Annotated in this window: 12 protein-coding genes; 4 read left to right on the top strand and 8 right to left on the bottom strand. The window is 72.4% G+C overall.

Annotated elements, in window-relative coordinates:
- Positions 1–13 precede the first annotated feature (13 nt).
- Positions 14–940: a glycine betaine ABC transporter substrate-binding protein gene (locus MFF13_RS21165; protein WP_238272887.1), complete on the bottom strand. Its 927-nt coding sequence runs from the start codon at positions 938–940 to the stop codon at positions 14–16.
- 275 nt (positions 941–1,215) lie between these two features.
- Between MFF13_RS21165 and MFF13_RS21160 the strand changes: the two genes are divergently transcribed.
- The gene (locus MFF13_RS21160) at positions 1,216–1,605 is read left to right on the top strand and encodes a response regulator (RefSeq protein WP_147754668.1); all 390 of its coding nucleotides are present in this window, start codon (positions 1,216–1,218) and stop codon (positions 1,603–1,605) included.
- Between the two features lie 10 nt (positions 1,606–1,615).
- On the opposite strand, the gene MFF13_RS21155 is transcribed toward MFF13_RS21160, so the two are convergent.
- Together MFF13_RS21155 and rsmI are read right to left on the bottom strand one after the other, a co-directional pair.
- Positions 1,616–1,999 (bottom strand): YraN family protein, encoded by a 384-nt coding sequence (locus MFF13_RS21155; protein ID WP_238272886.1) that lies wholly within the window; start codon positions 1,997–1,999, stop codon positions 1,616–1,618.
- Positions 1,986–2,954, bottom strand: coding sequence for a 16S rRNA (cytidine(1402)-2'-O)-methyltransferase (gene rsmI / locus MFF13_RS21150; protein ID WP_147831009.1), 969 nt, complete (start codon positions 2,952–2,954; stop codon positions 1,986–1,988). The genes MFF13_RS21155 and rsmI overlap by 14 nt, the downstream gene beginning before the upstream one ends.
- Positions 2,955–3,126: 172 nt before the next feature.
- Between rsmI and MFF13_RS21145 the strand changes: the two genes are divergently transcribed.
- On the top strand, positions 3,127–4,404 hold the full coding sequence (locus MFF13_RS21145) for a penicillin-binding protein activator (RefSeq protein WP_238272885.1): 1,278 nt from the start codon (positions 3,127–3,129) through the stop codon (positions 4,402–4,404).
- A gap of 15 nt (positions 4,405–4,419) precedes the next feature.
- On the opposite strand, the gene MFF13_RS21140 is transcribed toward MFF13_RS21145, so the two are convergent.
- The 4 genes from MFF13_RS21140 to rph are packed head-to-tail and all read right to left on the bottom strand — an operon-like array spanning position 4,420 to position 7,867.
- Positions 4,420–5,250, bottom strand: coding sequence for an EamA family transporter (locus MFF13_RS21140; protein WP_147831014.1), 831 nt, complete (start codon positions 5,248–5,250; stop codon positions 4,420–4,422).
- Positions 5,251–5,296: 46 nt separating this feature from the next.
- Positions 5,297–6,475, bottom strand: a complete 1,179-nt coding sequence (hemW, locus tag MFF13_RS21135) for a radical SAM family heme chaperone HemW (RefSeq protein ID WP_238272884.1) — start codon at positions 6,473–6,475, stop codon at positions 5,297–5,299.
- A gap of 49 nt (positions 6,476–6,524) precedes the next feature.
- Positions 6,525–7,157, bottom strand: coding sequence for an RdgB/HAM1 family non-canonical purine NTP pyrophosphatase (rdgB, locus tag MFF13_RS21130; protein WP_147831018.1), 633 nt, complete (start codon positions 7,155–7,157; stop codon positions 6,525–6,527).
- A complete protein-coding gene (rph, locus tag MFF13_RS21125) occupies positions 7,154–7,867 on the bottom strand; it encodes a ribonuclease PH (protein ID WP_147754543.1) in 714 nt (237 codons plus the stop codon). The genes rdgB and rph overlap by 4 nt, the downstream gene beginning before the upstream one ends.
- 147 nt (positions 7,868–8,014) lie before the next feature.
- Between rph and hrcA the strand changes: the two genes are divergently transcribed.
- On the top strand, positions 8,015–9,109 hold the full coding sequence (hrcA, locus tag MFF13_RS21120; RefSeq protein WP_147754542.1) for a heat-inducible transcriptional repressor HrcA: 1,095 nt from the start codon (positions 8,015–8,017) through the stop codon (positions 9,107–9,109).
- A gap of 170 nt (positions 9,110–9,279) precedes the next feature.
- Here the strand turns inward: hrcA and MFF13_RS21115 are convergent, their stop codons facing one another.
- Positions 9,280–10,134 carry a DUF1236 domain-containing protein gene (locus MFF13_RS21115; RefSeq protein WP_238272883.1) on the bottom strand — a complete coding sequence of 285 codons (855 nt, stop codon included), beginning with the start codon at positions 10,132–10,134 and terminating at the stop codon, positions 9,280–9,282.
- Positions 10,135–10,403: 269 nt separating this feature from the next.
- Here MFF13_RS21115 and MFF13_RS21110 point away from each other — a divergent pair, with 269 nt between their 5' ends.
- Positions 10,404–11,753: an MFS family transporter gene (locus tag MFF13_RS21110; RefSeq protein ID WP_238272882.1), complete on the top strand. Its 1,350-nt coding sequence runs from the start codon at positions 10,404–10,406 to the stop codon at positions 11,751–11,753.
- Positions 11,754–11,788 lie beyond the last annotated feature (35 nt).

The following is an 11,788-nucleotide window of genomic DNA, read 5'->3' as shown; positions in this document are numbered from 1 at the left end:
CGGGCGGCGGCCGTCACGTGATGAAGCCGGCGTCGCGCAGGAATGTCCGCGCGACGGCCTCGGCCACCTGTCCCTCGACGGTGATGCGGGCGTTCAGCCGGCGGAGCGTGTCGGCATCCAGGCGCGCGATGACCGGATCGAGCGTGTCGCGGATGCGCGGATGGCTTGCGAGGGTGTCGGCGCGGATCACCGGTGCGACCTCGTAGACGATCTGCGCGCCTTTCGGATCGCTCATCACGACGAGGTCGAGGGCGCCGAGCGCCCCGTCGGTGCCGTAGACCATGCCGGCGTTGACGCCGCTGATGCCCTGCGCCGCCGCCCGCGCCGTCACCGCCGTTTCGCCGCCGGGCAGGCTGACGATGCGGCCCATCGGCAGCGCGAAGCCGTAGGCGGCCTCGAAGGACGGCAGCGCCGCCGGGCTCTCGACGAACTCAGTCGAGGCCGCCAGGCGGATCAGCCCGCGCCGCACGGCCTCTGCGAAGTCCGCCATGGTGGCCAGCCCCTCCTTGCGGGCGAGGCTGCCGCGCACCGCGATCAGCCAGGTGTTGTTGGCCGGCGCCCGCCCGAGCCAGACGAGGCCTTTGGCCCGATCGGCGGCGGCGATTGCAGCGTAGGCGCTGTCGGGCCGCTTCCAGGCCGGGTCGGCCTCGGTGCCGGTGAAGAAGGCGCCGTTGCCGGTGTATTCGGGATAGAGGTCCACGTCGCCCGACATCAGCGCCGTGCGGACGATCAGCGTCGGCCCGAGGCCGAGGCGGCGTTGCACCGGGATGCCGAGATCCTCCAGGCACAGGGCGATCATGCTGCCGACGAGCGTGCCCTCGGTGTCGCTCTTCGAGGCGACCACCACCGGTCCGCGCGCTCGCGCCGGCGCCGCGGCGAGGCAGGCGCCGAGGCCGGCCAGCACCGCGCGGCGATCGCAGGCAGGGACACATCGACCCATCGCAGGAATAGATCCGCCCCCCTCGAGAAAAAATCCGGCCCGTCGCGGGTTTGCCTCGGCGCGGGCCGGCCACACCCTATCGCGAAATGTATCGCCGTGTAACATTGGTCGGCGAACGGCCCGCGCCGGACGCTTGACACAAAACGCGTTCCGGGCGACCCCTCAGCCCCCCGGCGTACCCGCTTGGTTCTTCTGGCGCGACGATCGGATCCGACCAGCCATCATGGCGACGTCCCGCTGAAGCGGGGCGGATCGACTAAGGAAGACACCTCGGCGTGAGCGCGGAACCGAACGACGACGTTCTCCAGGGTAAGCGCGTGCTCGTCGTCGAAGACGAAGCCGCGATCTCGATGCTGCTCGAAGACATGCTGCTCGATTTCGGCTGTACCGTGGTCGGCCCCGCCGCGCGTCTCTCGACCGCCCTCGAGATGGCCGAGGGCGAGACCTTCGAGGTCGCGATCCTCGACGTCAACGTCGCGGGCGAGCCGATCTACCCCGTCGCCGAGGCGATCGCGAAGCGCGACCTGCCTCTGATCTTCTCCACCGGCTACGGCGGCGCCGGCATCCGCGAGCCGTTCCGCGACCGGCCGGTGGTGCAGAAGCCCTTCAGCCAAGCCGACCTCAAGCGCACGCTCATCGGCGCGATCAGCGCCGCGCGCGGCTGACGCGACCCTCCTACAAGCCTTCGATCGGGAACGCGTCGACGAGGTGGACCGGCCAGCCGCGGCCGCCGATGAACACCGCGTCGGCCCTGAGCGTCAGCGCCGCAGCGAACGGGTTGCGAGAGACCCAGGCCCGCACCGCGCGTGAGAAGCGCTGCCGCTTGACCCGGCCGATCGCGCCCTGCGCCTCCACGAGGGTCGCCCGCGCCTTCACCTCGACGAAGGCGATGGTGTCGCCGCGCCGCACGATCAGGTCGATCTCGCCGCCGGCCGCGGCGACCCGCATCGCCAGCGGGCGATAGCCCTTCAGCATCAACGCGGCGAGCGCGAGCCATTCGGCCCGGCGCCCGCGCCGCTCCGTCGCCGCCCGCCGGCGCGTGGCCTCAGGCGTCCGCATCGGTCTTGCGTGCCAGCACCAGCGCCCGGTTGTAGACCGCGCGGCGCGGCTGCCCGGTTTCGTCGGCGACGAGGCTCGCGGCATCCTTGATCGAGTGGCGCGCGAGCGCTGCGAGCAGGGCCGCGTCGAGGCCGGCGTCGGCCTCCTCCGGGCTCGCTTCGTCGGCTGCGGTGCCGATCACCACCACCACCTCGCCCTTGGGCGCGCCCTCCTCCGCGAAAGTGTCGGCGAGGCTGCCCAGCGTGCCGCGGCGGATCGTCTCGAACATCTTGGTCAGCTCGCGCGCCACCGCGGCCGGGCGGGTGCCGCCGAGGACCGAGGCCGCGTCGGCCAGCATCTCCGGCAGGCGGTGGGGCGACTCGAACAGCACCAGCGTGCCGGGGACGCCTGCGAGCGCGGAGAGCCGGTTGCGGCGCGCGCCGGCCTTCTGCGGCAGGAACCCCTCGAAGAAGAACCGGTCGGTCGGCAGGCCGGCGGCGACGATCGCCGTCATCACCGCCGATGGGCCGGGGATCGGGATGATCGCGATCCCCGCCTCGATCGCCGCCTGGACCAGCTTGAACCCGGGGTCGGAGACCAGCGGCGTGCCGGCGTCCGACACCAGCGCCAGCGCCTCGCCGTCCAGCATCCGCCGCACCATCCGCTCGCGGACGGCGGCGTTCGAATGCTCGTGGTAGGCGACCAGCGGGGTGGTGATGCCGTAATGCATCAGCAGCGTGCGGGTGACGCGGGTGTCCTCGGCCAGCACCGCGTCGGCGGCGGCGAGCGTCGCGAGCGCCCGGATGGTCACGTCGCGCAGGTTGCCGATCGGCGTCGCCACCACGTGGAGGCCCGGCGTCAGCGGCTCGGCCTCGGTGGCGAGCCCGAAGGCGGTGAAGGTCGCGGGCTTGGCGGTTGAACCGCCCGGCGGGTCCTTGCGGACGGGGCGGCGTGCGGGCTCGATTCTCTGTGTCATCGCGGCGACCTTGCCACGGCGCGGGCCCGAGCGGAATTTGAACCGCGCCCGTTTCGACATCGGATGTGTCGGACACGCGTCCGCGAGGCCGGCGCGTTTACTTTTCGGGCGCACACTCTAAGCCTGTGCGACGATGTGTTCGTGCCGGATCTTGCGTGAAGGACGTTTCGCGATGGCGCGACATCTCTCGCCCCGCGCCTTCGGGACAAGGGCCGCCCTCGCCCTGGTCCTCGCGCTCGCCGGGTGCGTCGGCGGGCCGGATGAGCCGCGCACTGTGCGCTCTGCCGCGCCGCCGCCGCGCGCCGAGCTTGCCCAGGACCTCGCCCCGAATCTCGCTCCGAATCTCGCTCCGCCCGCAGATGCCGTCCCGGGGCTGACGCCGGCCGCGGCCTCTGCTCCGGGCCGGATCGGCAAGGGGTCGGTCAAGGTCGCCCTGGTGGTGCCGCTGTCGGGTCAGGGCGCCAGCCTCGGCGCGGCGATGCGCAACGCCGCCGAGCTGGCGATGGAGGAGTACCAGCAGCCCGACCTCCAGATCCTGGTGCGCGACGACCGCGGCGCGCCGGACGGCGCCCGCGAGGCGGCGAGCGGCGCCATCGCCGAGGGCGCCGAGCTGGTGCTCGGCCCGCTCTTCGCCGCCAACGTCTCGGCCGCCTCCGTGCCGGCGCGGGCCGCGGGCAAGCCGGTGATCGCGTTCTCGACCGATGCGAGCGTGGCCGCCCCCGGCACCTACCTCCTGAGCTTCCTGCCCCAGGCGGAGGTCGACCGGATCGTCGAGGAATCGGTGTCGGGCGGGCGCCGGTCCTTCGCCGCGCTGATCCCCGAGAACGCCTACGGCAACGCCGTCGAGGCGCAGTTCCGCGAGGCGGTGGCGCGCAAGGGCGCCCGCCTCGTCGGCATCGAGCGCTACGTCCCCGGCGCGTCGGAGCCGGCGATCGCCCGCCTCGGCGGCCTGATCACCGGGGCCGGCGCGCAGGCCGACACCCTGTTCCTGCCCGAGACCGCCGAGGGGCTGCCGGCGGTGGCGGCCGCGCTCACCAAGGCGGGCTTCGCGCCGTCGCGTATCCGGCCGATCGGCACGGCGGTGTGGAACGAGCCGCGGCTCTTCGCCCTGCCGGCGCTGCAGGGGGGGCGGTTCGCCGCGCCGGACGCCGGCGGCTTCGGCAACTTCGCCGGGCGCTACCAGGCGCGGTTCGGCACCAGCCCGCCGCGGGTCGCCTCGCTCGCCTACGACGCGGTCTCGCTCACGGCGGCGCTCGCGCGGCAATACGGAACCCAGCGCTTCGCCGACGCGACGCTGACGAAGAGCGCCGGGTTCTCGGGCATCGACGGCACCTTCCGCTTCCGCCCGGACGGGCTCAGCGACCGCGCGCTCGCCGTCTACGAGATCCGCAACAACGCGGCGAGCGTCGTCAGCCCCGCCCCCCGGGCGCTGGCCAAGCCCGGAACCTGAACCCGCCGCCCCCGCTCAGCCATGGCCGATCATCGCCGCGCCTGCCGCGATGACGAGGCAGGCGGCGATGCGGCCGGCGGTGAGGCGTTCCTTCAGGACGAAGCGGCCGAGAAGCGCGGCGAAGACGACGCTGGTCTCGCGCAGCGCCGAGACCGGCCCCATCGCCCCGAGCCGCATCGCCCAGATCACCGCGGCATAGGCTAGCAGCGAGGCGGCGCCGCCCCCGACGGCGCGGGCTAGCGCGGCCGGCGTCCCGCCGAGCGCCGCGGGTCCGCGCGTCAGCAGGAGCCAGAGCGGAAAGGCGAGGTGAAAGGTGAACATCGCCGCCGTGTAGGCGACCCAGTCGCCCGACAGCCGCACGCCGATGCCGTCGATCAGCGTGTAGGCGGCGATCGTCGCGGCGGTGCCCAGCGCCGCGAGCACGGTGCCCCGCGACAGCCCGGCCTTACCCAGCGACAGCGACAGGATCCCGCCGCTCACCAGCGCGATCCCGACGGCGCCGACGGTGCCGGGCACCTCGGAGGCGAAGACGCCCGCGCCGAGGGCGACCAGGGCCGGCGAGGCGCCGCGGGCGATCGGATAGGTCTGGCCGAGGTCGCCGGTGCGGTAGGTGACGATCAGCAGCGCGTTGTAGGCGATGTGGATCAGCCCCGAGGCGACGGCGTAGGGCCAGCTCGCCGCGGCCGGCAACCCGACCGCGAGCGCCACGGCGAGCCCGAGCCCGCCGACCGCGAGGTTCATCACGCTCATGGTCCAGAGGCGGTCGGCGCCCCCGCGCAGCAGCGTGTTCCAGCCCGCATGCAGCAAAGCCGCGAAGAGGACGAGGGCGACGACGGCCGGCGTCATCGCGGGCTCATGGCTTGTGGATCATCTTGCACGAGGGCGATCGAACTCACGCGGCCAGGCTCGCCACCACGGCGTTCAGCACCGGGGCGCCCCGCGCGGTCGCGGCGATGCGGCCGTCGGGCAGGCGGGCGACCAGGCCGTCTCCGACGAGGGCGTCGATGCGCGCTCCGTCGAGCGGCCGGCCCTTCAGCGCCGCGTAGCGCGCGGGGTCTATGCCCTCCGACAGGCGCAGGCCCATCATCAGGAACTCGTCGCCCTGGTCGGCGCCCGCGATGGTCTCGGTCTCGGAGATGCCGTGGCCGTCGCGCTCGACCCGGGCGAGCCAGGCCTCCGGCGCCTTCTCGGTGACGGTGCCGAGGCGGCCCGCCTCCGTGACCAGGCGGCCATGCGCGCCGGGGCCGATGCCGGCATACTCGCCGTAGCGCCAGTAGAGCAGGTTGTGGCGCGACTGCGCGCCGGGGCGCGCATGGTTCGAGATCTCGTAGGCCGGAAGCCCGGCCCGGTCGCAAACCTCCTGGGTCACGTCGTAGAGGGTGCGGGCCGCCTCGTCGTCGGGCGGCACGAGCCGGCCCGCGGCGGCGAGGCCGTAGAACGGCGTCCCCGGCTCGATGGTGAGCTGGTAGAGCGAGAGGTGCTCGGCCGCCCGGCCGATCGCCTGGGTGAGTTCCCGCCGCCAGGCCTCGGCGGTCTGGTTCGGGCGGGCGTAGATCAGGTCGAACGAGCTGCGGTCGAAGGCGCCCTGCGCGACCCGGATCGCGGCGAACGCCTCCTCGGCGCTGTGCAGCCGCCCGAGGCTCTTGAGGGAGGCGTCGTCGAAGGCCTGGACGCCCAGCGAGACGCGGTTGACCCCAGCCGTGCGGTAACCCCGGAACCGCCCGGCCTCGACGCTGGTCGGGTTGGCCTCCAGCGTGATCTCGGCGTCGGGCGCGACGCCCCAGGCCTCGCCCACCGCGTCGAGGATGCCGGCGACGGTGCCGGGCTGCATCAGCGAGGGCGTGCCGCCGCCGAGGAAGACGCTCGACACGGTGCGGCTGGGCGTGCGGGCGGCCACGTGCGCGATCTCGGCGCGGAAGGCCGCGAGGTAGCGCACTTCGTCCACCGGCGCGTGGCGCACGTGGCTGTTGAAGTCGCAATACGGGCACTTCGAAGCGCAGAAGGGCCAATGCACGTAGACGCCGAAGCCCGCGTCGCGGGTCGGGTGGTCCGGGCCTGAACGGTCGATCATCGCACGCGATGTGCTCGCGTGCGCGCCGTTTGGCAATCGTGCGACGGGTTCAGGTCGGGCGACGCAGGCATGCGGCGGCGAGCGCCACGAAGGCGCGCGCCCGGTGAGAGAGGGCGTTGCCGGTCTGCCAGTCGACCCCGTGCTTCTCCTCCGACGAGATTTCGCCGAAGGTTCGGTTAGAGCCGTCCGGCCGGAACATCGGGTCGTAGCCGAAGCCGGCGGTGCCGCGGGGCTCGACGAGGTCGCCGAAGACGCGGCCCTCGAACAGCTCGACATGGCCGTCGGGCCAGGCCAGCACCAGCGCCGAGACGAAGTGCGCGCGCCGGTCGGTCGCCCCGCGCAGGGCGAGTTCCGCGGCGATCCGCGCCATCGCGCCGGCGAAATCCTTGGACGGGCCGGCCCAGCGGGCGGAGAACAGGCCGGGCGCCCCGTCGAGGGCGGCGACGCACAGGCCCGAATCGTCGGCGAAGGCCGGCAGGCCGGTGGCCTCGGCGGCGGCGATCGCCTTGATTGCCGCGTTCTCGGAGAACATCGTGCCGGTCTCGTCCGGCTCGGCGAGCCCGAGTTCGCCCGCCGAGACCGCCTCGACGCCGAACGGCGCCAGCAGCTCGCGCATCTCGACCAGCTTGCCGGCATTGTGGGTCGCGATGACGACCTTGCCCGTGAGGATGCGGTGGCTCATGCGATCGCCTGCTTCTGGAGGGCGACGAGGTCGGCGACGCCGCCCTTGGCGAGCCGCAGCAGTTCGAGCAGCTCGGCTTCCGAGAACGGCTTCCCCTCGGCGGTGCCCTGCACCTCGACGAGGCCGCCGGTGCCGGTGATGACGAAGTTGGCGTCGGTCTCGGCGCCCGAATCCTCGGCGTAGTCGAGGTCGAGCACGGCCGCGCCCTTGACGATGCCGCAGGACACCGCGGCGACGTGGTCGCGCAGCGGGTCGACCGAGATCATCGAGCGGGCGCGCATCCAGGCGAAGCACTCGTGCAGCGCGACCCAGGCGCCGGTGATCGCCGCGGTGCGGGTGCCGCCGTCGGCCTGGATCACGTCGCAGTCGACGGTGATCTGCTTCTCGCCCATGGCCGGCAGGTTGGTGACGGCGCGCAAGGATCGCCCGATCAGCCGCTGGATCTCCTGCGTCCGCCCCGAGGGCTTGCCGGAATTGATCTCGCGGCGGGTGCGCTCGTGCGTCGCGCGCGGCAGCATCGAATACTCGGCCGTCACCCAGCCCTTGCCGGAGCCGCGCAGCCAGTGCGGCCCGCGCTCTTCGAGGGAGGCGGTGCACAGCACCTTGGTCTCGCCGAAGGTCACGAGGCAGGAGCCTTCCGCGTAGCGGGCGACCGACCGTTCCAGCGTGACCGTGCGCAACTCGTCGGCCGCGCGCTTCGAGGGCCGCATGCGGCGTTCTCCCGGTTCGAAATTCCGAGCCGGGTGCTTAGGCTGCGTCGCCTCGGGCGGCAACCCGACGCGCCGCAACGTCATCGCATCGCCGACGGATTGATCCGCGGGCTTCGCCGGGACACAATCGCCGGGCAGGAACCGCGCGTGACCGAGTTTTCGAGATCCATTTCCCAACCTCCGCAGGTGCAGGCGCTCGCCGCGCTGAACGAGCGCGCCCGCGAGATCTTCCGACAGATCGTCGAGGGATACCTGTCCACCGGCGAGCCGATGGGATCGCGCAACCTCGCACGCATCCTGCCGATGGCCCTGTCGCCGGCCTCGATCCGCAACGTGATGTCCGACCTGGAGCAGGCCGGGCTGATCTTCGCCCCGCACACCTCCGCCGGGCGCCTGCCGACGGAGCTGGGCCTGCGCTTCTTCGTCGACGCGATGCTGGAGCTCGGCGACGTCGGGCGCGAGGAGCAGGAGCGGATCGAGGCGCAGATGCGCGCCGCCGCCTCCGGCCACACCTTCGCGTCGGTGCTGGCCGAGGCGTCGAGCCTGCTCTCGGGCGTCTCGCGCGGCGCCGGCGTGGTGCTGACGACCAAGACCAACGTGCAGCTCAAGCACATCGAGTTCGTGCGGCTCGACCCGGCCCGCGCCCTGGTGGTGCTCGTCTCCGACGACGGCTCGGTGGAGAACCGCCTGCTCGACCTGCCGCCGGGCCTGCCCGCGAGCGCGCTGCAGGAGGCTTCGAACTACCTCAATGCCCGGTTGCACGGCCGCACCCTCGGGGGCCTGCGCGCCGAGATCGAAGCGGGCCGGCAGGCGATGAAGCGCGAGCTCGACGCCATCACCGAGCGGCTGGTCGACGCCGGGCTTGCCGTCTCGGTCGGGCCCACCGAGGCACGCCAGCTGATCGTGCGCGGCCAGGCCAACCTGCTCGACGACCTGCGCGCGATCGAGGATCTGGAGCGGATGCGGCTGCTGTTCTCGGACCTCGAGACGCAGAAGGACGTGATCGACCTGCTCGCCCGCGCCGAGGGCGGCGACGGGGTACGGATCTTCATCGGCTCGGAGAACAAGCTGTTTTCGCTCTCCGGCTCCTCGCTGATCGCCGCCCCGTTCCGCGACGGTTCGCAGACGATCGTCGGCGTGGTCGGCGTCATCGGCCCGACCCGGCTCAACTACGCCCGCATCGTCCCGATGGTGGACTACACCGCGCGGGTGGTCTCGCGGATGATGGACCGCGGGACGTAACTTTTCGCCAGGCAGGTAACGTGCGGTCGTCGGCGTGCTCGATCGATCGCGGGGTCCTTCTCCCAGTGGGAGAAGGACAGGATGAGGGGCGTGACCTCTCCGGAGATGTCACACCCCTCACCCCAACCCTCTCCCTATGGGAGAGGGGGCAGGCGGCGCTTCTTTCGGCCTCAGCCGCGGATCACGTCCACGATCTGGTAGGTGTCCGGATCGACGATGACGATGTCGTCGTCCACGAGGACGTAGCTGTAATCCTCGTATTCCGGGGCCAGCTCGACGATCGCCGGCGGGAGCCGGTGCAGTTCGTAGCTGCGAGCGATGGCCGTTCCGACCGTGAGCGCGAAGGCGCCGGCCGCCAGCCGCGGCACGCCGCTGCGGAACAGGTCCTGGCGGAACCGGGTGCGCTCGGCGCCGCCGAGACGCCCGTAGGCGCCTCGGGCCTCGCCGCCGCCACGCGGACCGCGGGCGCCGCGATCGGGACGTCCGTCACGCTCGCCGCGAGCGCCCGGTCCGTCGCGGTCGCCACGTCCATCGCGGGCTCCGGGGCCGTCACGATCACCCCGGCCGTCACGGGCGCCAGGACCGTCGCGGTCGCCACGTCCTTCGCGCGCGCCGTCGCGGTCACCGCGCGCGCCCGCCTTGTCGTCGCGCGCGCCGGGCTTGCCGCCCGGACCGTCCTCGCGCATCGCACCGCCGCGCTCGGCTCCGCCCGGTCCGGCCCGGTCGGCGCCGCCGCCCGGTCCGCCGCGCTCGGCCGCGCCGCCGCCCGCACCGCCGGCATCGTTGCCGCGCATCGCGCCGCCGGCACCGCCCGGTCCACCACCGGGGGCGCCGCCGCGCATGCCGCCGCCCGCAGGGCCGCCCGCGCCGCCGCCGGCCGGACCGCCGGCACCACCGGCGCCGGGGCCACCCGCGCCGCCGCCCGCACCGCCGCCCGCACCGCCGGGGCCGCCCTGGCCGAAGGCCGTCGCCGTACCCAGCACCAGGACCGCGGCCGTCACCGTTCCGCGAAAGATCTTGTTCATGGCGTTCGAATCCGTCCCATTCTTGATGAAAGGCCGCGTCCTTCGCCGACCGGCGACGTCACCGGCCCGAAACGGCACAGTGCCGGAAAGCGTTCCGTCGTGCCGCGCCGCCCGAGCGAGGGTGCGAGACGCCGTCGCGAGACGCGTGTGACGGCGGCGGTGGGCCGTCCCGCCCGAAGGGTTTCGCACCCTAGGCGGCTCCCCTCCCCGCCTGTAACTTCGCCGGTATCAAGAATGCGCCGTCCCAAGGACGGAGACAGGGAGCCAGCATGTCCGACTCGATCGGGATCGCGCCATCCGCCGAAGACGTGGCGGCCGACCGCCGCCGCCGCATCAAGGCGATCGTCGCGTCGTCTTCGGGTAACTTGGTCGAGTGGTACGACTTCTACTGCTACGCCTTCTTCGCGATCTACTTCGCCTCGTCGTTCTTCCCGAAGGGCGACTCCACCAGCCAGCTACTGCAAACCGCCGGCATCTTCGCCGTGGGATTCTTCATGCGGCCGATCGACGGCTGGCTGTTCGGGCGCATCGCCGACCGCGTCGGGCGCCGCACCTCGATGGTCATCTCCGTGATGATGATGTGCGTCGGCTCGCTGTTCATCGGCCTGCTGCCGACCTACGAGACCGTCGGCGCCGCCGCCCCCGTCCTGCTGCTGCTGGCGCGCATGCTCCAGGGCCTCTCGGTCGGCGGCGAGTACGGCACCAGCGCCACCTACATGAGCGAGGTCGCGCTCAAGGGTCAGCGCGGCTTCTTCGCCTCGTTCCAATACGTGACGCTGATCGGCGGTCAGCTGCTCGCCTCGCTGGTGCTGATCGTGCTGCAGTTCGCGATGACCGAGGCCCAGCTCCACAGCTACGGCTGGCGGATCCCGTTCTTCATCGGCGCAGGTGCGGCCGTCGTCGCGCTGTATCTGCGCCGCTCGCTCGCCGAGACCGCGGGCTCCGACAAGGAGAACGCCGGCACCTTCTCCGAGCTCGCCAAGCATTGGCGCGCGTTCTGCGTGGTGCTGGCCTACACGGCTGGTGGTTCTTTGGTGTTCTACACCTTCACCACGTACATGCAGAAGTACCTCGTCAACACCGCGCACTTCGACAAGGGCACCGCCTCGCGCACGATGACCGCGGTGCTGCTGGTCTACATGCTGGTGCAGCCGGCCTTCGGCGCGCTGTCCGACAGGATCGGGCGCAAGGCCAACATGCTGCTCTACAGCGGCCTCGGCACGCTGATGGTGGTGCCGCTGATGACGGCGATCGGCGCGACGCAGGACCCCTACGTCGCCTTCGGCCTGATCACCCTCGGGCTTCTGGCGGTGAGCTTCTACACGGGCATCAGCGGCATCGTGAAGGCGGAGCTGTTCCCGACCAAGGTCCGCGCGCTCGGCGTCGGCCTGTCCTACGCGCTGGCCAACGCCACCTTCGGCGGCACCGCCGAATACGTGGCGTTGTGGTTCAAGGAGGCGGGGATGGAATCGAGCTTCTTCTGGTACGTCACCATCCTGCTGGCCATCGCCTTCGTCGCCTCGCTGATCATGCCGAACCCGAAGGTCCACGGCTATCTCGACGGCGACGGCACGGTGGAGGAGGCGCTGGGCGCCAAGGGCCGGCTGGCGCGGGCGTAGCAGGTTTCCCTCCCCCCGCAGGGGGGAGGGAAGCG

The organism is Methylobacterium cerastii, assembly GCF_022179125.1.
GTDB lineage: Bacteria > Pseudomonadota > Alphaproteobacteria > Rhizobiales > Beijerinckiaceae > Methylobacterium > Methylobacterium cerastii.
The sequence above is the reverse complement of the archived record's forward strand: the minus strand, read 5'-3'. Positions and strand labels throughout refer to the sequence as shown.

Coding starts and splice junctions, on each gene's coding strand:
- MFF13_RS21165 (WP_238272887.1), bottom strand. CDS start 940: ATGGGTCGATGTGTCCCTGCCTGCGATCGCCGCGCGGTGCTGGCCGGC.
- MFF13_RS21155 (WP_238272886.1), bottom strand. CDS start 1,999: ATGCGGACGCCTGAGGCCACGCGCCGGCGGGCGGCGACGGAGCGGCGC.
- rsmI (WP_147831009.1), bottom strand. CDS start 2,954: ATGACACAGAGAATCGAGCCCGCACGCCGCCCCGTCCGCAAGGACCCG.
- MFF13_RS21145 (WP_238272885.1), top strand. CDS start 3,127: ATGGCGCGACATCTCTCGCCCCGCGCCTTCGGGACAAGGGCCGCCCTC.
- MFF13_RS21140 (WP_147831014.1), bottom strand. CDS start 5,250: ATGACGCCGGCCGTCGTCGCCCTCGTCCTCTTCGCGGCTTTGCTGCAT.
- hemW (WP_238272884.1), bottom strand. CDS start 6,475: ATGATCGACCGTTCAGGCCCGGACCACCCGACCCGCGACGCGGGCTTC.
- rdgB (WP_147831018.1), bottom strand. CDS start 7,157: ATGAGCCACCGCATCCTCACGGGCAAGGTCGTCATCGCGACCCACAAT.
- rph (WP_147754543.1), bottom strand. CDS start 7,867: ATGCGGCCCTCGAAGCGCGCGGCCGACGAGTTGCGCACGGTCACGCTG.
- MFF13_RS21115 (WP_238272883.1), bottom strand. CDS start 10,134: ATGAACAAGATCTTTCGCGGAACGGTGACGGCCGCGGTCCTGGTGCTG.
- MFF13_RS21110 (WP_238272882.1), top strand. CDS start 10,404: ATGTCCGACTCGATCGGGATCGCGCCATCCGCCGAAGACGTGGCGGCC.